The 18,450-nt window shown below is 74.1% G+C and carries 14 protein-coding genes; 2 read left to right on the top strand and 12 right to left on the bottom strand.

Going from position 1 to position 18,450, the window contains the following annotated elements:
- Positions 1–231: 231 nt before the first annotated feature.
- Positions 232–1,341: a DUF3533 domain-containing protein gene (locus ACFZA0_RS18735; protein ID WP_391017782.1), complete on the top strand. Its 1,110-nt coding sequence runs from the start codon at positions 232–234 to the stop codon at positions 1,339–1,341.
- Positions 1,342–1,429: 88 nt separating this feature from the next.
- Here ACFZA0_RS18735 and ACFZA0_RS18730 read toward each other — a convergent pair whose 3' ends face one another.
- The 10 genes from ACFZA0_RS18730 to ACFZA0_RS18685 all read right to left on the bottom strand — a co-directional run bounded on the left by ACFZA0_RS18730 (position 1,430) and on the right by ACFZA0_RS18685 (position 14,504).
- A complete protein-coding gene (locus ACFZA0_RS18730; RefSeq protein WP_391017780.1) occupies positions 1,430–2,377 on the bottom strand; it encodes an SPFH domain-containing protein in 948 nt (315 codons plus the stop codon).
- Positions 2,378–2,541: 164 nt separating this feature from the next.
- Positions 2,542–3,441, bottom strand: a complete 900-nt coding sequence (locus tag ACFZA0_RS18725; RefSeq protein WP_391017777.1) for a trypsin-like serine protease — start codon at positions 3,439–3,441, stop codon at positions 2,542–2,544.
- A gap of 297 nt (positions 3,442–3,738) precedes the next feature.
- Entirely contained in the window at positions 3,739–4,548 is an 810-nt protein-coding gene (locus ACFZA0_RS18720; protein ID WP_391017774.1) for a DUF1684 domain-containing protein, read from the bottom strand.
- A gap of 55 nt (positions 4,549–4,603) precedes the next feature.
- The gene (locus tag ACFZA0_RS18715; protein WP_391017772.1) at positions 4,604–5,635 is read right to left on the bottom strand and encodes an LLM class flavin-dependent oxidoreductase; all 1,032 of its coding nucleotides are present in this window, start codon (positions 5,633–5,635) and stop codon (positions 4,604–4,606) included.
- 964 nt (positions 5,636–6,599) lie between these two features.
- Positions 6,600–8,438 carry an FAD/NAD(P)-binding protein gene (locus ACFZA0_RS18710; RefSeq protein WP_391017769.1) on the bottom strand — a complete coding sequence of 613 codons (1,839 nt, stop codon included), beginning with the start codon at positions 8,436–8,438 and terminating at the stop codon, positions 6,600–6,602.
- Positions 8,439–8,978: 540 nt separating this feature from the next.
- Entirely contained in the window at positions 8,979–9,575 is a 597-nt protein-coding gene (locus ACFZA0_RS18705; protein WP_391017767.1) for an ATP/GTP-binding protein, read from the bottom strand.
- Positions 9,559–10,017, bottom strand: coding sequence for a DUF742 domain-containing protein (locus tag ACFZA0_RS18700; RefSeq protein WP_391017764.1), 459 nt, complete (start codon positions 10,015–10,017; stop codon positions 9,559–9,561). Before ACFZA0_RS18700 ends, ACFZA0_RS18705 begins: the two co-directional genes overlap by 17 nt.
- The gene (locus tag ACFZA0_RS18695) at positions 10,014–10,442 is read right to left on the bottom strand and encodes a roadblock/LC7 domain-containing protein (RefSeq protein ID WP_391017761.1); all 429 of its coding nucleotides are present in this window, start codon (positions 10,440–10,442) and stop codon (positions 10,014–10,016) included. Before ACFZA0_RS18695 ends, ACFZA0_RS18700 begins: the two co-directional genes overlap by 4 nt.
- A complete protein-coding gene (locus ACFZA0_RS18690; RefSeq protein ID WP_391017758.1) occupies positions 10,439–13,006 on the bottom strand; it encodes a nitrate- and nitrite sensing domain-containing protein in 2,568 nt (855 codons plus the stop codon). The genes ACFZA0_RS18695 and ACFZA0_RS18690 overlap by 4 nt, the downstream gene beginning before the upstream one ends.
- 229 nt (positions 13,007–13,235) lie before the next feature.
- Entirely contained in the window at positions 13,236–14,504 is a 1,269-nt protein-coding gene (locus ACFZA0_RS18685) for a DUF5685 family protein (RefSeq protein ID WP_391018670.1), read from the bottom strand.
- Between the two features lie 300 nt (positions 14,505–14,804).
- Between ACFZA0_RS18685 and ACFZA0_RS18680 the strand changes: the two genes are divergently transcribed.
- Positions 14,805–15,242, top strand: coding sequence for a cell division protein SepF (locus ACFZA0_RS18680; RefSeq protein ID WP_391017755.1), 438 nt, complete (start codon positions 14,805–14,807; stop codon positions 15,240–15,242).
- 74 nt (positions 15,243–15,316) lie between these two features.
- Here the strand turns inward: ACFZA0_RS18680 and ACFZA0_RS18675 are convergent, their stop codons facing one another.
- Positions 15,317–16,591: an acyl-CoA dehydrogenase family protein gene (locus tag ACFZA0_RS18675; protein WP_391017752.1), complete on the bottom strand. Its 1,275-nt coding sequence runs from the start codon at positions 16,589–16,591 to the stop codon at positions 15,317–15,319.
- Between the two features lie 169 nt (positions 16,592–16,760).
- Positions 16,761–18,362 carry an MFS transporter gene (locus ACFZA0_RS18670; RefSeq protein WP_391017749.1) on the bottom strand — a complete coding sequence of 534 codons (1,602 nt, stop codon included), beginning with the start codon at positions 18,360–18,362 and terminating at the stop codon, positions 16,761–16,763.
- Positions 18,363–18,450: the final 88 nt, after the last annotated feature.

Raw genomic sequence — 18,450 nt, 5'->3', positions numbered from 1 at the left:
CGCGCGGGAGTTGGGCCGACGGCACGGACGGGGGCCGTCCGGACACCGGCCCGCGATGAGGTTCGCCACTCCGCAGGGGGCGGCTCGAACGCTCCCCCGGACGGAGAAGCGGGACGGACGGTCACCGAGGGTGATGTTCGAACGCCCGGCCGGTCACCGGGCCGGGCCGGGCGCCATCCGTTCGGACGCTCTCCGACTGCGCGGGCGCCCGTCTCCCCGGAGCGTGGGGGCATGTCCCAGATCGCCGGCGCCGACCGCACCCACAAGTCCTTCCTCGGCGAGGTGAAGGACGCCGTCACCCCGCGGGCCACCCTCCTCGTCATCGGAGTGATCGCCCTCCAGCTCCTCTTCATCGCCTCCTACGTGGGGGCGCTGCACAACCCGAGACCGACCGACGTCCCGTTCGGGGTCGTCGCCCCCGGGAGCGCGGCGGAGCAGACCGCCACCCGTCGGCTGGACAGGCTGCCCGGCTCCCCGCTGGACCCCCGCGCGGTGGCCGACGCGGCGACGGCACGGCAGCAGATCCTGAACCGGGACATCGACGGCGCGCTGATCCTGAACCCGGACGGCACCCCCGACGTCCTGCTGGTCGCGACCGGTGGCGGCAGCGCGCTCGCCAACACCCTGGACACGCTCGTCAGCACCCTGGAACGGACCGAGGGACGCACCGTGCGGACCGTCGACGTGGCCCGCGCCTCGTCCCAGGACTTCGACGGGCTCTCGTCGTTCTACCTGGTCGTGGGCTGGTGCGTGGGCGGCTACCTGTGCGCGTCCATCCTCGCCATCAGCACCGGCGCACGGCCCGCGAACCCGCGTCGCGCGGTGATCCGGCTGATCGTGATGGCACTGGTCGCGATCGTCGGCGGCCTCGGCGGGGCGGTGATCGTCGGGCCGATCCTGGGCGCGCTGCCGGGGAGCGTGGTGGCCCTGTGGGGGCTCGGTGCCCTGGTCACGTTCGCCGTGGGCGCCGCCACGCTCGCGCTCCAGGGCCTGTTCGGCATCGTCGGCATCGGCCTGGCGATCCTGCTGGTCGTGATCGCGGGCAACCCGAGCGCCGGCGGCGCCTTCCCGCTGCCGATGCTGCCGCCCTTCTGGAAGGCCATCGGCCCGGCGCTGCCGCCGGGCGCGGGCACCTGGACGGCACGCTCGATCGCCTACTTCAAGGGCAACGCCGTGACCGCCCCGCTGCTGGTCCTGTCTGCCTGGGCGGTCGCCGGCACGGTGATCACGCTGCTGGCGGCGGTACTGCGCGGGCGGCGCCGGACGGGCGCGCCCGCCACGACCGCGACCGGCCGCGCGGCCGACGCGGGCACCGGCACGGACACCGGCATCGGCACCTGACCCCGCCCGTGCGCGGCGGTGCCGGTACGTTCCCGGTCGCGGGGCACGCCGCTCCTCCCGCCGGGCACGCGCCCCGCGACCGGAGGCGCTACGGAACCGGTTTCGCGGCGGGGGCGGGGCCCGGTGCCGGGGCGGGCTCCGGCGTCGTCACCTCGCGACCGGGGGCCGGGGCCCCCGGTTCCCGGTCCCGCTCCCCCTCCCGGTGTGCCCCGTCGTCACTCGTCGGCGACGGCTGCGGCTGCGGTGTTTCCACGTACCGGACCTCCGGCTGCGGCGGGGGCGCGGCCCGTTCCAGGAACCGGAGCAGTTCCACCGGGAAGGGCAGGACGAGCGTGGAGTTCTTCTCGGCCGCGACGGCCACCACCGTCTGGAGCAGGCGCAGTTGGAGTGCGGACGGGGTGTCCTCCATCTGCTGCGCCGCCTCGGCGAGCTTGCGGGACGCCTGGAGTTCCGCGTCCGCGTTGATGACCCGGGCCCGCCGCTCCCGGTCGGCCTCCGCCTGCCGGGCCATGGACCGTTTCATCGTCTCGGGCAGCGACACGTCCTTGATCTCGACGCGGTCGATCTGCACGCCCCAGCCGATGGCCGGGCTGTCGATCATCAACTCCAGCCCCTGGTTGAGGGATTCGCGGTTGGACAGCAGATCGTCCAGGTCGCTCTTGCCGATGATCGAGCGCAGCGAGGTCTGCGCCATCTGGGAGACGGCGAACCGGTAGTCCTCGACCTGGATCACCGCCTCGGCGGCGTCGACGACCTTGAAGTAGACGACCGCGTCGACGCGCACCGTGACGTTGTCCCGGGTGATGCCCTCCTGCGCGGGCACCGGCATCGTGACGATCTGCATGTTGACCTTGCTGAGCCGGTCGACGAACGGCACGACCAGCGTGAACCCGGGGCCGCGCACCTCGGGGCGAAGTCTGCCGAGCCGCAGGACCACACCGCGCTCGTACTGCTTGACCACCCGTGCCGCCGCTGCCGCGTACACCACCGCGGCCGCCCCGACGGCCGCCGCGGCCGTCACCAGCTCCTCGACCATTGCCGGCCCCCAGGGTCCGATGTGGGCGGGCGGCAGGCATCCGTCCGCACTTCGACGGTAACCCCGCGGATGCACAACGGGGAGCCCCCGCACGGCAGTTGCCGCACGGGGGCCCTCGTTCGCAGCTGACGGGCAATCAACTGAGCTGCCCGGCAAGCCGGTTGCTACGGCAGCGTCACGCCGTAGTAGCTCAGCGCCTCGGTGACCGGCTGGAAGAAGGTCGTGCCGCCGGAGGTGCAGTTGCCGCTGCCGCCGGAGGTCAGACCGTAGGCCACGGAGCCCCCGTACAGGGGACCGCCGCTGTCGCCGCCCTCGGCGCACACCGTGGTCTGGATGAGGCCGCTGACGATGTCACCACTGCCGTAGTTGACGGTGGTGTTCAGTGCGGTGACCCTGCCGCTGTGGGTGCCGGTCGTCGAGCCGCGCCGGTACACGGTCGTCCCGACGCTCGGGGTGGCCGCGCTGGAGATGGTCTGGCTGCCGACCGCGCTCGGGTGGGCGATCGACGAGTTGGTGTACCTCACCAGCGCGAAGTCGTTGCCCGGGAAGCTGTAGCCCACGTTGGTGCCCAGCACCGTGGTCTTCGCGGAGTTGGAGTACCAGGTGGAGGCGACCTCACCGCAGTGGCCGGCGGTCAGGAAGTAGTAGGTGCTCCCGCTGTGCACGTTGAAGCCGAGCGAACAGCGGTACGCGCCGCCGTAGATGGCGTCGCCGCCGGTGATCAGCTTCTTGAACTGGCCGGAGGTGTGCTTGATCGTCAGGGCGCCGGCCGAACTGCCGGCCTCCGCCTTGATCTTCGCGATCTCGGCCGCGGAGACCGTGCTGTCGACGGTGACGACGACGCGGTTGGTCGCCTTGTCGACGGCCCAGGCGGTGCCCGCGACGTTCGCCTCGTGGACGGATCCACTGACGGTGCTGAGCTGGTTCGCGCTGAAGGTCTGCGCGTCGCTCGCGCTCGCGGTGGGGACGGCGAACGCTGCCGCGGCAAGGAATCCGGAAGCCACGGCGATCAGCCGGGTCCGTCTTGCGATGCCGCTGCGGGGGGTGGTGCGCTTGATCCTCACTTTTCGTTCCTCCACAGGGGAAGTCGGGGGCCCGCGTGGGGTCGGGGCCCGTGAGGCGCAGCCAGCGGCCCGTACGTCCGGGTTCCGGACACTGTGTGCCCCTGACAAGCGCTGTGGGGGGAGTATTCGGCCGTTCGGTCAACGGGCGCAAGGGCGCCTTTCGGCCGTCAACCTTTGAACAGCCTTTGAGAACTGGGCAGTTGGCCGACGCGGCGGATTCGGATACGGACAAGGGCCGCCCGGCGGGCGGCCCTTGTCCCCTCGGACGTGACCAACGGCCTTTCCCGTGAACGAAGTTCAGCGCAGGTTGCGCTCCCCCGCCGCGACCGCGACGGGAAGCGTGTTGCCGGGCGGCGGGAAGGGGCAGATGAAGTGATCGGCGAAGGCGCAGGGCGGCAGCACGGTCCGGTTCAGGTCGACCGTCGTGCGCCCCTCGGCGTCGGGCGCGGCCGGGTACAGGAAGCGGAACCGGAAGCTGCTGTCACCGCTGGTCGCGTCCGCGAACACCGCCCAGAGCGAACCGTCGCCCAGCACACTCACCTGAAGGGTCCGCTCCGCCCCGTCGAGGGTGAACGCCACCTCGCCGCCGAGACCCAGCCCGCGCTCGCGCCCGTCCGCGTTCTCCACCCGGACGGTCCGGTCGGCGGGGTACGGGCGGAACCGCGCCGGCAGCGACCAGCGCGCGTCGTACGGGGTGGCCTCGATGCCGCGGAAGGCCCTGCGGGGCGCGGCGCCGGGGTCGAAGTCGCGCACTCCCCAACTGCCTTCGCGCACCAGGACGATCAGCCGGCGCCCACCGGCCGCGACCCGCGCCGCGTCCACCGCGCCCTCGTCGGCGCCGAGCCGGATCTCCCCGGTGAACGGGGCTCCGTCCAAGGTCAGTCCGTCCCCGGCGGTGGCCGTGAGCACCACGCCGTCCCCGTCGGTCACCCAGGTACCGGGGGTGTCCGGAAGTCGCCCGTCCGGATAGTCCTCCAGCCAGTGCGTGCCGGTGAGGGCGAGCGGCCCGTACGGTGCGGCGACGCCCTCGTTGCGGGCCTCGTGCCACTGCTTCCAGGCATCCGCCGCGTCTGCCGCGCCGTTCGCACCGGTCTCGTCGTTCGTCATGTGCGCAAACCTTCCCCAACTGGTCGAAAACCCATGGTCCGTCGTCGTCCCGCCCTCACGGCCCCTGCCGGGCCGCGGATCGCCGCGGCGCCGGGCGGGCGAGGCCCAGGTGCTCGCGGAGGGTGCTGCCCGGGTAGAACGTGCGGAACAGACCGCGGTGCTGGAGCAGCGCGACGGTGCCGTTGACGAGCCGCTCCAGGTCCCGGCGGGGTGCGACGGGGGTCAGGTGGAAGCCGTCGACGGCACCGGCGCCGTGCCAGGCGGTCACCAGGTCGGCGAGGCCGACGGGCCCGCCCCGGTACAGCGGCCCGCGCGCGCTCGGCCGGGGTCCCCCGCCGCCGTGCGCGGGCTCCGCCGCGGACTCCCCGCCGCCCAGGTCGACCCGGAGGGCGGCCAGGACGCGCAGCGAGCGGGGGTCGCGCCCCGACTCGGCCGCCAGGGAACGGAGTTCGTCGCCCTCCCGCTCCGCCTGCGCCGGACTCACGGCCCGTACGAGCGCGACGTCCGCGCGGCGCGCGGCGATCCGCCGGGCCCCGGGGCCGGTGATGTCGACGAGCCGGACGAGGGGCGCGTCCGCGACCGGGTCCCCGTGCACCGCGTCGCCGTCCGGCCCGGCGAGGGCCGACTCCGCTTCTTCCAGGACCTGTTCGAGCGTCGCGGCGTCCGGGCCCCGGCCGCCCGCCGGTGCCCCGCCCCGCCAGCCGGCCCGGTCGTGGCAGGCGCGGCCGAGGGCCGCGAGAGCGGTGGCGACCAGCCGGGGGTCGGCGGGATCGTCCGCGATCGCGGCCACCAGGCCGACACGACCGGTGGCCGACGCGACCCGGGACAGCAGCGCCGGGACGTCGGGGCCGGACCGGGCGGCGAGTCCGTCGAACGTGACGAAGTCGAGGCCACCGCTCTCGGCGAGCCGCGCCAGCTCCACGTACGTGTCCGCCTCCGCGTCCCGCGCGTCGTCCGGGTCCCGGTGCGCGGGCGGTCCCCCGTCCCGCCGGCCCTCCCCACGGGTCTGCGCCGGAACACGCGGCCCGTCCCACGGCCGGCCGACCGCGGCGGCCAGGTGCAGCAGCCTGCCGCCCGGGGAGTTCACGCGGCGACCCCTTCCCCGCGCAGCGCGGGCCCTCGCACCCGACCTGCGTACGGACACCCCGCCGCGCGGCGGCCGGGCCCGACGGCGCCCCCCTCACCGGACGCGCCCGCGCGCCGCCGCGTCCCGGGCAGCCGGCCGCACCGGGACCGCACCCCGCCGCCACCTCCGGCAACCGGCCAGCCCCCCACGACGTCCACAACCTCCGGCACACCCGCGACACCCACGCACGGACCGACCGCGAGCACCCGGCCGCCTCCGCAAGCGCACCCCGCACGGAACTCCCCCGCACCAACCGCGCCCGGCACGCCCGCACGCCATCGCGTCACGCACACCCGGCCGCACCGGGACCGCACCCCACGGGACACCGGCACACCCCTGCCACCCCCGGCAACCGACCAGCCCCCCACGACATCCGCAACCTCCGGCACACCCGCGACACCCGCGCACGGACCGACCGCGAGCGCCCAGCCGTCTCCGCAAGCGCACCCCGCGCGGAACTCCCCCGCACCAACCGCGCCCGGCACGCCCGCACGCCATCGCGTCACGCACACCCGGCCGCACCGGGACCGCACCCCGCCGCCACCCCCGGCAACCGGCCAGCCCCCCACGACGTCCACAACCTCCGGCCCACCCACGCACGGACCGACCGCGAGCGCCCGGCCGTCTCCGCGAGCACACCCCGCGCGGGACTCCCCCGCACCACCCGCACCCGGCACGCCCGCACGCCACGCCACATGCCCGCCCCCGGGTACGCACACGGCGCCCGCGACACCCGCGCACGGACCGACCGCGAGCAGCCCCTCTCCGCAAGCGCACCCCGCCCGGCACTCCCCCGCACCACCCGCGCCCCGAGCCGTGCGGGGAGGCACGGCCCCGGTCGTTCCGCCGCACCGGTGACCCGAGGCCCCCGCCGCGCTCATCGTCGTCGCCCCGTCGTGGCGTGCCGTCGGCCGGTCCGTTCGTTTCACGCGGCGGCCTGCCCGGCGAGTGCGCGCAGGAACGTGAGCGCGGCCCTCGCGGTCGCGTCGTTCTGCCGGAACGCCGGGCCGCCGGTGCGGGGCCGGGTGAACGCCCCGGCGCCCCGGGCGTCGGTGTGCGGGCCGAGCGCGAACCGGCGGGGCTGCGGTACACCCGCCGGGCCGATGATCCGTCCGTCGGCGGGGTCGACGCGCAGCAGCCCGTCCGGGGTGGCGGCGGCGCCCTCCTCGTGGAGGCGGCGCAGCAGCGGGTCGAGGGCGCGTTCGACCGTGGGCTGCGGCAGCCGTGCCTCGACGAGCGCGCGGGCCTCGACGACGGCGCCGGGCACGGTCGGGCTCGACGCCCGGAACACCCCGTCGGCCGCCTCGACCACCGTGTCCGCGCCGAGGAAGCGCAGCACCCCGGCGTGCGACAGGGCGAGCATCTGGCGCAGCCGGGGGCCGGGCGGGCCGGACGCGAGGAAGCTGAAGAAGCCGTGCCACCAGGTGCCGATGTCGCCGAGCCGCATGAGCTGCCCGTACACCGAGAGCAGGGCGAGGAAGACCGCCAGGTCCGGGCTGCGGGTGTCGTCGTGACGGCGCGTCAGGTCGTCCTCGACGTGGCGGCGCAGGGCTTCCTGGAACTCCTCGGGCGAGTTGTGGCGTACGCCGTCGAGGGGCCGGTCGAGGGCGGCGAGGTCGAGCCGGTCGGCGGGGTCGGGCACGGCGGCGGTGACCAGGGCGTGCACGTCGGCGCTGTCCCCCGCCGCGTACTTCTCCTCGAAGTCGGCCCAGGCCATGGCGGTGCGCTCGGGGTGGGCGGTGAACAGCCGGTGGTAGTGGGCGAACCCGAGTTCCTTCTCGATCAGCGGCCACACGTCCCGGCGGAAGTCGAACCCGCCCGGCCGGGCGAGGAGTTCGTCGGTCTCGGGCCGGCCGAGGAAACGCGGCAGCGGCGGGCGGGCGCCGGTCCAGTCGTAGCCGATCTTCGAGTGGTAGGGCACTCCGCGCCGCGAGCCGACGTGCAGCACGGGCTCGCGCCCCGAGGGGTGGTAGACGAGGCCGCCGTCGCCGTCGTCCTCGTAGCGTCCGCCGCGGCCCTCGGTGAGCAGCACCATGAGGTCGACGAAGGCGAGCCCGAAACCGCGGACGACGACGTCGGCGCCGGGCGCGAGCGCGGTCAGGTCGCTGTCGGCGGTGAAGTCGGGCGGCAGGTGGACGAGGCCGTGGGCGCGGGCGTACTCCGCCAACTCCTGTTGCTCCGGGTCGAGTTCGGCGTCCAGATGGCCGAGTGCCAGGACGACGAGATCACCCACGACGGGCTCGGGCCGCCCTTCGAGCCATACGGACTGGCGCCCGTCGGGGGGCCCTTCGAGCCGTACCGCCCGGTGCGGGTGGTGGTGGACGGAGATCTCCGGCGGCAGCGCGGCCACCGCCTGCTCGTACACCCAGTGCAGATAGGTGCCCTGGAGCTGCCGGTCGGCGAAGGTGCCGCCGGCTATGCCCGCCCAGGTGTGCAGGGTGGGGCCCTCGCGCACGGGTCCGGCCATCTCCACCGTCTCGTCGGTGAACATGGTGACGTCCTCGGCGTGCGAGTTCATCCACAGCAGCGGCGACTGCGCGGTGCGCCAGATGCGCCCGGCGCCCGGCGGATGCGGGTCGACGAGATGGATGTCGAGCCCCGAACCGGCGTACAGCTCGGGGGCGTTGGCCGCTATGCGTTCGACGATCCCGGTTCCCCGCGGGCCGGCTCCGACGATCACGAGGGAGGGTCTGGCCGGGCGCGTCGGACGCCCGGACCTGCCGGGTGCGGCGGGAGTGCCGTCGGCGACGATGTCGGAGGACATGTGAGGCTCCAAGACGCGGAGAACCCGCGCTGGTCGAATCCCCTCACGCCGACGCAGCGGACGACCGGGGAACGGTGAGTGCCTTCACACGAGGCGCCTCGCGGCGCCGTACGGCCGAGCCCCTCAGCAGGGCCGTCGTCCGAGACTACGGCGCCGTTTCCCCCCGCTGTCAAGGATGTCCACAGTGTGGGCACTTCGTCCCAGGCCGGTTGACGCACCACCGGATGCCTGTTCCACTTGGGCCATGCATCCGCAGCAGTGGCTGGTCACCCGCTCCCACATCGACTTCGGTCGAGTGTGGTCCTCCTCCTGTTGAGCTGACCCCCTGCGCGTCCCGGTCCGCCGGGCGCTCCTCACGTTCCTCCCGCGTCGGCCGCAGCGCCCCCGCGGTGCCCCCGCCTTCACGCGCGCTCCCCTCGCCGCACTCCCCGCACCACCACCCGGTTCGACGACGGGTCCGTTTCCGCGAACAACTCCCTTGCATGCCACAGCAGTTCACGCCTGCGGGACGCCCGGTGCCGGGCGTCCCGCAGGCGGGCGTCAGCGCGCGGCGGCCGTGCGGCGCCGTGTCGTCGTACGGGTGCCGATCACCTGGTCCATGAGCGCGGCCAGCACGTCACGGACCGATCCCCGGTCCCGGGCGTCGCATCCGACGACGGGCACCCCCGGGCCGAGACCGAGGGCCTCGCGCACCTCGTCGAGGTCGAAGCGCTCGGCCCCGTCGAAGCAGTTCACGGCGAGGACGAAGGGCGCGCCGTGCGCCTCGAAGTAGTCGAGCGCGGGGAAGCAGTCCTCGATCCGGCGGGTGTCGACGAGGACGACCGTGCCGAGGGCACCCTCCACCAGGTCGTCCCAGAGGAAGGAGAACCGGTCCTGTCCGGGGGTGCCGAACAGGTACAGCGCGATCGACGGGTCGAGCGTGATGCGTCCGAAGTCGAGGGCGACCGTGGTGGTGGTCTTGGACTCGACGCCTTCGAGCGAGTCGACGCCCACCGAGACCTGCGTCATCGCGGCCTCGGTGTCGAGGGGCTCGATCTCCGAAATGGCCCCGATGAAGGTCGTCTTGCCGACCCCGAGCCCGCCGCTGACCACGATCTTCACGGCCAGCGGAACGATCCTGTCAGAGCGCCCGGACATGGTCCCTGATCCTTTCGAGCATCTGGAGCGGCAGCTCCGCGGGTTGCCGGCAGGCGAGCCGGCCGGCGGCGACGAGGTCGGAGATGAGCACCTTGGCCACGCCGAGCGGGACGCCGACGCGGTCGGCCACCTCGGCGACGGTCGTCGGACGCTCGCACACGGCGACGATGTGCCGCCACTCGAAGGCGAGTTCGTCGTCGGGCTCGCCGACGGCGACCACCAGGGTCTCCAGTCGCAGGTTGGCCTGGAGCGGTTCGGACCGGCCGCCGGTGATGATGAACGGCCGGACGAACGAGGTGTCGTCCAGGTCCTCCTCGCGTGTGCGACCGCGCCCGCCCCCGGCCGCGTCTCCGATGCCGCCTTGGATCCCGCCTCCGCTCGCGTGTCCGTCCGTGTTCCCGTGCGCGCCGGGTCCGTGCCCGTCGTACGTGGCGCCGCTCACCGTGGCAGCGCCTGGCGCAGGTCGGCGATGAGCGTCGGGGTGAGCAGATCACCCGCCCGCTCCGCGAGCACCGCCATCTCGTAACCCACCAGGCCGAGTTCGCCGCTGCTATCGGCGAGGACGCCCAGACAGCTGCCGTCGCGGATCGCCGAGACGAGCAGGAAGCCCCGCCCCATCTCGATCATGATCAGCTTCACGCCGTCGAAGCTGTACCGCTTGGACGCGCTGCGCGCGAGGCTGGACAGTCCCGAGACGATCGCCGACAGATGATCGGCCTCGGTCCGTCCGAGCCCGTCGGACACGGCGATCAGCAGCCCGTCCGAGGAGACCGCGACCGCGTCGCGCACGCCGTCGGTGCCCCGGACGAAGTTCGCGAGCAGCCAGTTGAAGGTCTGCGAGTCGTTGTGCGTGTCGACCGTCGTCATCGCTGGGCGCCCTCGTCGTTCTGTGCGGTCGTGCCGTCCGCGGGGGCGGGGGCCTGGGTGGACGCCTCGGGGGCCTCGGCGGGGGTGCCGCCGGGCGCGGTCGCGGGTTCTTCCGCGCTCGCGGGGGTGCGTGCCTCGCCGGCGGCGTCCCGGTCGGCATCCCGCCCGGTCCGGCGCTCGGCGGCGCGGCCCTTCTCCCGCTCCTTCTCCATCTCGACACTGATCGCGCCCCGCATGTGGGCGCTGCGCAGCGTCGAGAGCATCCCGGAGACCTCCTCGGGCCCGCGCTCGGGGTTGGAGCCGGTGGGCGCGGGGCGCAGCGGGCGGTCGGTCTCGCTGACCGCCTCGGTGATCGCGCTCCGCCGCGGCCGCTTGACCAGGCCGTTGCGGGTCCGGGCGGCGGACGAACCGCGGGCCGGCTCGGCGCCGCGCCGGGCGGGTTCCGCGGACCGGGGCGCGGCCGGCCGGCCGCTGCCGGAGTCGGGCGCCGGGGTGTCGGACACCGAGGCGACGGCGACCAGTTCGGGCACCGGTTCGCCGGCCGACGCCCGCTGTCCGGGCAACGCGGCCGCCGGGGAGCCCTGTTGTGCCGCCACCGCTTCCCCGTCGGCGGTCTTCGCCGGGGCGGGTTCCGTCAGCAGGGTGGTGGGGATCAGTACGCGGGCGACCACACCGGCGGCGGGCGCCTCGCCGAGGCGGACCTCGATGCCGCACTTGCGGGCGAGCGCGCCGACCACGAAGTGGCCGAGGAACCGGGTGGGTTCGGCCATGAAGCTGGCGGTGCCGGACAGCCGGACGTTCGCCTCGGCGAGGGCCTGCGCCTCCATGCCGAGCCCGTGGTCGACGATCGCGACGAGGTATCCGGCGCTGGTGCGCCGTCCCTCGATCTCGACCTGGGTGTCGGGCGGCGAGAAGCTCAGCGCGTTCTCGACCAACTCGGCCAGTAGGTGCGCCACTTCGGCGACGACGGCCCCGGAGAGGTGCACCGGTTCGACGCGCCGCAGGCTGACCCTGCGGTACTCCTCCACCTCGGACAGGGCCGCCCGCAGGACGTCCGTGACCGACAGCGGTGTGGCCCAGGGCCGGGGGCTGGACTCGCCCGCGAGGACGAGGAGACTCTCCGCGTTGCGGCGCATGCGCGTTGCCAGGTGGTCGAGTTCGAAGAGGTTGGCCAGCGTCGCCGGGTCGGCGTCCTCGTGCTCCAGCTTGTTGATGAAGCTGATCTGACGGCGCACCAGGTTCTGGTTGCGGCGGCCGAGGCTCACCAGGGAGTCGGTGGCGTTGCGGCGCAGCACGGCCTGCTCGGTCGCGAGGTCGAAGGCGGCGCGCTGCACGCGGTCGAACGCCTCGGCGACCTCCTGCACCTCGGCGCCCGCCCGGGGGGAGACGGCGAGCGGGGCGGGCGGTTCGGGTCCCGTGCCGGAGGCCGTGTCCTGCACGGAGGCGACGGCGCGGGGCAGCCGGTGTCCCGCCACCTCGCGGGCCTGGCGGGCGAGTTCGTCCAGCGGCGCGGAGACGGAGCGCACGCAGTCCAGGGCGAGGGCGCCGAGGGCGGCGACGGTACCTAGGGCGAGCACCAGGAACAGCAGCAGGTCGCGCTGGGCCTCGCTCTCCAGTGCGGCGGCACGGTTCTCCACGTCGGCGCCGAGCGAGATCTGCACGGTGCGCAGGCCGTTGATGGTGGACGTCATGCTGTCCCACCAGGCCATCGCCGGGATCTTGTCGGAGTCGAGCCGGCCGGCCCCGCGTACGGCGGAACTCTCGTACGACAGGGCGCGCTTGGCGTCCGGCGTCAACAGGGCGGACTTCAGCCGCTGTTCCTGCGGACGGGTGGCCGAACGGGGGAAGGCGTCGAGGCCGGCCAGACGCCCGGCGCGGATCTCCATGAACCGGCTGTAGTCGTCGCCGCGGAAGTGTCCCGCGCGCACCGAGCCGAGGACGATGGCACGCTCCTCGCCCATGAACTCCTTGGCGCCGCCGAGGACCTGGAGCGACTGGTAGGCGTCGCGGAGCTGCCCGTCGTGGACGTCGTCGAGACCGAGGTCGAGTGCGTCGAGGGCGGTGATGGTGCTCGTGAAGTAGTCGAAGGTCTCCTGCACCTCGCCCCGTCCGCCGGTGGCCTTGGCACGGATGCCGGCGAGTCCGTCGAGCCGGCCGAGCACGTCGCGCACGGACGCGGCGGCCGAGTCGCCCCGGCCCACCAGCGCCCGGTCGAGCTGCTCGCGCGCGGCGTCGGTGGCCTTGCGCTGCGCGGGCAGCTTGCCGTTGAACTGCTTGACACCGCCCACGTACCCGGTGGTGAGTCCGCGTTCCTTCTGGAGCTCGTGGATCAGGCCCTGGAGGGTGACCTCCAGACGGGCGTTGGCCGCGGTGGCGGACGCGTTGCCGTAGGCGGAGACCTGGTCCGCGGCGGCGACGCCGAGCAGGGCGAGCAGGACGGCGAGGGCGAGGACCAGGATCCTCAGGAGCCGCGTGCGGATGGAACGGGGGCCGGCCGTGCGCCGGTTGGCCCCGCGGGCGCCGGGCAGTCGCCCGGTCGCCGGTGTCGGTGTGACTGCGTCCACTGAAGTGCCTTAAGTGGGTGGCGTGTTGGAGTCGGGGCAGCGATTGCCACTGCTCTCCGGGAAACGACCTCCGCACCGCACCGGTCACCGGATCATGTTCTTGTTTTACGTCGCGGAAACACACTCCCGGCGGAATCCCTGGTCGCGCGCACCCGCGTCGAGACCCGTATACGTCGGTCCGCGTAGGCCGTGCGGTCCCGCGCGCACGCGCGTGGAGACCCCGGCGCCGTCAACCGCAGCCGCAGTCGCACCCGCAGTCGCAGCAGTCGCACCCGTCGCAGCACTCCCCGCACGAGCAGCAGTCGCAGCAGTCCGAGCAGTCGTCGCAGGTGGAGCACCAGCCCTCGCGCCGCCTGCCCGACCACGGCCCCTCGAACTCGCCGCAGCACACCTGGCACGTGCAGCACAGCCCGGCCGCCGCGGCGCACCCGGCCCAGAACCCGCGCCCCGGCGGCAGCGGCGCGGGCCCGCCGGTACGGCGTCCGCCGCTGTGCGGGTCGCGGGGGTCGTACGGGCCGGTGGGCAGGGGCGGTTCCCCCTGCCGGTGCGGGTGGGGGCCGGGGGGAGGCCCGAAGGCGCCGTCGGGACCCGCGCCGCGGAGGTGCGCGCAGCCGTCGGTCCCGAACGCGCGGTCCACGGAGCGCGGGAGTTCGTGGACGAGCAGGGTGTGCGCGAGGTCGCCGTCGGGGCCGCGTCGCCGTCCCGCCCCCTGCGCCGAGAGGTCGGTGTCGCGCAGGGCGAGCCGGATGCCGTGCACCGCGTCGTCCGCGAGCCGCCGGGCGTCGGCGCGGGTCGTCGAGGTCGCCGTGAGCGGGTTCCAGGCGCCCGCCGCGGCGTCGGCCCGCTGGTCCTCCACGGCGTCCAGCAGGTGCGCCAGCCGCCCGAACAGGCGTCCCGCCTCGGCCAGCGGTGCCGCGTTGCCGGGACGCCCGGCGAGCAGCGCGGTGTGCGCGAAGGCGGCGGCGGTCGCCGTCTCGGTGGGTTCGGTGACCCGGACCAGCGGGGTGCCGGGCCCGGCGAGCGCCTCGACGCCCGCCTGCCGCTCCACGGCGTCGACGAGGACCTCCGCGTCGAACCCCACGGCGGCCGAGCCGCGCCGGCCCGCCCGCGTCCAGGCACCGGCCACCCGGCGGGCGGCGAGGGCGACCGGGCGGCGGCCGGGGAGGCCGTCGCCGTCCGCCACGTGGTCGTCGACCTTGGCGGCGGCCAGCAGCAGGGAGACGGCCGCGGCGAGCCGCGCACCCTCCCCGTTCGCGACGGAAGCGGTTCGCATGCCGCGAAGCGGGCACGGTCCTGCTGTACGCCGCCGATTCCGGGCAGGTGTCGTCTGAGCGTCCGTCAGGACGGAGAGGAGGAGTCCGTCATAGTTCGTCACCACTCGCGCGAACTGTCCGTGTTCGGCGCGCAACGCGAGGCACAGTCCGCACAGATGCGCCGTCCAGCGGGCCTTCAGCCCTTCTCCCAGGCGATGCTGACAGGGTCTCACCATGCCGAACACGTCGATCAGCCCCGCTTCCCCCGTGAATTGCGCGGCGTGCGCGTCGGCATGGTAGCGGCGGACCGGTTCACCCGTACGCACCCCCCGTCACCCGTCCGCAGGGAAGAATCATATTTCACTCACAGTCAGCACCGGTGCACCGCACGACCCTTGGGAGACGCGGGCTCTCGACGGATTCGTCGTGCACCAGTACCGTCACAAACCCCCCGCGCGGCGTCCGTCCGCTTGGCACGCCGTCCGCATCATGGATGACCATAGGGATGCGGAACGGAAAAAAGACCGCTGTGAGAGGAGGCGTCCATGGGATCGGTACGCAAGGCGAGTGCGTGGCTTGGCCTCGTCGACGACAACAACGATGACGAGCGCTACTACGACGAGTACTCCGAGGGGGCCGAGCCCGGCGAGGCCTGGGTCACCGATCCGCGGGTCAAGGTGGCCTCGGACGTGGCGGAGGACAAGGGCCGGCGCATCGGCACGGTCACCCCGGACAGCTTCCGGGACGCCCGCGCCATCGGCGAGCTCTTCCGGGACGGCGTCCCGGTGATCATGAACCTCACGGCCATGGACGCCGCCGACGCCAAGCGCATCGTCGACTTCGCGGCCGGTCTGATCTTCGGCCTGCGCGGTTCGATCGACCGCGTGTCCAACCGCGTCTTCCTGCTCTCACCGGCGGACACGGAGATCGTCAACGGCGAACCGGCGGCGCACCGCACCGACGGCTTCTTCAACCAGAGCTGAGGCAGGGCCGCTCACCGGCCCTGCCCCGTCGAACATCCCGGTGCGGACGTCCGCCGCCGGGCCGCGGCGGCGGGTCAGCGGAAGGCGTCGAGCCCGGTGAGCGCCTTGCCCAGCACCAGTTGGTGCATCTCGACGGTGCCCTCGTAGGTGAGCACCGACTCCAGGTTCGTCGCGTGCCGCATCACGGGGTATTCGAGCGAGATGCCGTTGGCCCCGAGGATCGTCCGCGCGGTGCGGCAGATCTCGATGGCCTCCCGGACGTTGTTGAGCTTGCCGAAGCTGACCTGCTCGGGACGCAGGCGGCCGGCGTCCATGCGCCGCCCGAGGTGATGGGCGAGCAGGATCCCCTTGTGCAACTCGACCGCCATGTCGGCGAGTTTGGCCTGGGTGAGCTGGAACCCCCCGATGGGGCGCCCGAACTGCTCCCGCGACCTCGCGTAGTCGAGGGCCGCCTCGAAACTGGCGCGGGCCGCGCCCATCGAACCCCAGACGATGCCGTAGCGGGCGTGCGAGAGGCAACTGAGCGGGCCGCGCAGCCCGTTGACCCCCGGCAGCACCGCGTCGGCGGGCAACCGCACGTCGTCCAGGACGAGTTCGCTGGTCACGGACGCCCGCAGCGACCACTTGTGCTTGATCTCCGGGGCCGAGAAGCCCGCCGTGTCCGTGGGCACCGCGAAGCCGCGGACGCCCTCGTCGGTCTGCGCCCAGACCACCGCGACGCCCGCCACCGATCCGTTGGTGATCCACATCTTGCGGCCGTTCAGCACCCAGTCGCCTCCGTCGCGCTTGGCGAAGGTGCGCATGCCGGCGGGGTCGCTGCCGTGGTCGGGCTCCGTCAGGCCGAAGCACCCGATGACCTCGCCCGCGGCCATGTCGGGCAGCCACCGCTGCTTCTGCTCCTCGCTGCCGAAGCGGTGCAGCGCGTACATGGCGAGGGAGCCCTGCACGGAGACCAGGGAGCGGATCCCGGAGTCGGCGGCCTCCAGCTCCAGACAGGCCAGTCCGTACTGCACCGCGGACGCGCCCGCGCAGCCGTAGCCCTCCAGGGACATGCCCAGCGCGCCGATCCCGCCCAGTTCGCGGGCGAGTTCACGGATGACGGGCAGTTCGCCGCGCTCGTACCACTCGGCGACGTGCGGCAGTACGCGGTCGGCGGCCCAGCCGCGCACGGTGTCGCGGATCGCCAGGTCCTCGGGCGCCAGCAGGTCGTCGATGCCCAGCGGGTCCCCCGGGTCGAACGGCGGCGGCTTCGGCGTCCCCGACGGCCGCCCCGGGCCACCGGGACCCGCGGACCGCTCCGCCGGGCCCCGGTCCGGGCTCGGGCTCGATGAACTGGCGGACTCTGACATGGCCACCCTCCGGCACGCTGAGAAAGCTGGAACGCTGGGAACACCGCGCACGCCGGAACGCGCGCACGCTAAAACTAGCGACGCTAGTTACTGCTCGGGGCCGACGCTACGGCGCCCCGGCCCCGTACGTCCACCACCGCGCCGCCCGGCGGGCGCGCCCGGCCCCGGTCTACACCCGCGCGTCCGCCCGGGACGCCTCGCGCTGCGGGGCCAGTCCGACCGGCGCCGTCCCGCACTGCATCGCGCGCGGCAGCCGCAGTGCCATCGCCGCGCCGAGCAGCAGCAGGCCCGCGCTCACCAGCAGGGTCACGTGCAGTCCGTGCACGAACGAGTCGCGGGCCGCGCTGCGCAGCGCCGCGCCGGCCGGGCCGCCGAGCCGCCCCGACACCTCGTACGCCTCGCCGAGCGAGCGTTCCGCCGCGGCCGACGCCGAGGCGGGGACGCCGGGCACCGACGCCAGGCCGGGCGCGTACGCCGCGTTCATCACGCTGCCGAGCAGGGCGATGCCGATGCCCGCCCCGAGCTGGTACGACGTCTCGCCGATCGCCGCCGCCCCGCCGGACTGGGCCTGCGGCGCCTCGCTCAGCATCGACTCGTACGCGCCGAAGAGCGTCGTCTCCAGGCCGAAACCCAGCAGCACGAACCCGAGGACCAGTACCCGTACGTTGTCGGTGGCGCCCATCGCGGTCAGTGTGAGCACGGCGACGGCCGTCAGGCAGAAGCCCGCGCAGACCGTGCGGCGCGGCCCGAACCGGCGCAGCAGCCGTGCGCCCGCCAGCCCGGCGGCCATCGCCGCGAACGTCAGCGGCAGCAGCCGCAGGCCGGTGCGCAGCGGGGAGAGGCCGAGGACGAGCTGGAGGTACTGCGCGGCGATCAGTTCGAGGCCGACGAGCGCGAGCATCGCGAGCACTATGCAGGCCACCGAGACGCTGAACGCGGGCCGCGCGAACATCCCGAGGTCGACCAGCGGGTACGTACGCCGCCGCTGGCGACGCACGAACAGGACGAGCAGCGCGGCCCCGAGCACCGGCGGACCGAGCGTGAGCGGGCTGCCCAGGGGTTCGCCGGCGCCGAGCTGCTTGACCCCGAGGACGACACCGAACAGGCCGCCGGCGGCCATCAGCGCGCCGACGACGTCCCAGGGACCGGCGCGCTCGCCGAACGACTCCGGCAGCAGCCACCTGCCGACCGGCAGGCAGACCAGCATCAGCGGGATGTTGACGAGGAAGACCGAGCCCCACCAGAAGTGTTCGAGGAGCAGTCCGCCGAGCAGCGGCCCGATCGCGGCGCCCACGGCGGCGACCGCGCTCCAGACACCGATCGCGAGGGCGCGTTCGCGCCGGTCGGGAAAGACCTGGCGCAGTATCGACAGCGTCGCGGGCATGATCATCGCGCCGCCGGCGCCGAGCAGCGCGCGGGCCAGGATCAGCGTCCCGGCGCTGCCCGCGAGGGCGGCCACCGCGGAGGCGACGCCGAAGAGCGTGTAGCCGATCAGCAGGATCCGGCGGCGGCCGACCCGGTCGCCGAGCGTGCCGAAGAGGATCAGCAGGGCGGCGCAGACGAGGGGGTAGACGTCGACGATCCAGAGCAGCTGCACCGCGCCGGGCCGGAGGTCCTCGCTGACGGCGGGCACCGCCACGTGCAGCACGGTCGCGTCGAGCGCGACGAGCAGCAGGCTGGCGCACAGGACGACGAGGACGACCCAGCGGTCGGCACCGGCCCCGGCCGGCCGACGGCGCGCGCGGGCCGCGTCCGTGGGCGTCCCGGACATGTACGTACCTCCCAGTGGTCCCTCTCCTCCGGCGGGCTCTCGGGGTGGGGACTACCCCGTTCGCCGCAGCCGGTGAGGGCGGTGCGCA

The sequence above is a fragment of the Streptomyces sp. NPDC008150 genome (genome assembly GCF_042956945.1).
Lineage (GTDB): Bacteria > Actinomycetota > Actinomycetes > Streptomycetales > Streptomycetaceae > Streptomyces.
This window is presented reverse-complemented; position numbering and strand designations above follow the sequence as displayed.

Excerpts from the sequence above, each read along its gene's own strand:
- ACFZA0_RS18735 (WP_391017782.1), top strand. The coding sequence starts at position 232 with ATGTCCCAGATCGCCGGCGCCGACCGCACCCACAAGTCCTTCCTCGGC.
- ACFZA0_RS18730 (WP_391017780.1), bottom strand. The coding sequence starts at position 2,377 with ATGGTCGAGGAGCTGGTGACGGCCGCGGCGGCCGTCGGGGCGGCCGCG.
- ACFZA0_RS18720 (WP_391017774.1), bottom strand. The coding sequence starts at position 4,548 with ATGACGAACGACGAGACCGGTGCGAACGGCGCGGCAGACGCGGCGGAT.
- ACFZA0_RS18710 (WP_391017769.1), bottom strand. The coding sequence starts at position 8,438 with ATGTCCTCCGACATCGTCGCCGACGGCACTCCCGCCGCACCCGGCAGG.
- ACFZA0_RS18705 (WP_391017767.1), bottom strand. The coding sequence starts at position 9,575 with ATGTCCGGGCGCTCTGACAGGATCGTTCCGCTGGCCGTGAAGATCGTG.
- ACFZA0_RS18695 (WP_391017761.1), bottom strand. The coding sequence starts at position 10,442 with ATGACGACGGTCGACACGCACAACGACTCGCAGACCTTCAACTGGCTG.
- ACFZA0_RS18680 (WP_391017755.1), top strand. The coding sequence starts at position 14,805 with ATGGGATCGGTACGCAAGGCGAGTGCGTGGCTTGGCCTCGTCGACGAC.
- ACFZA0_RS18675 (WP_391017752.1), bottom strand. The coding sequence starts at position 16,591 with ATGTCAGAGTCCGCCAGTTCATCGAGCCCGAGCCCGGACCGGGGCCCG.
- ACFZA0_RS18670 (WP_391017749.1), bottom strand. The coding sequence starts at position 18,362 with ATGTCCGGGACGCCCACGGACGCGGCCCGCGCGCGCCGTCGGCCGGCC.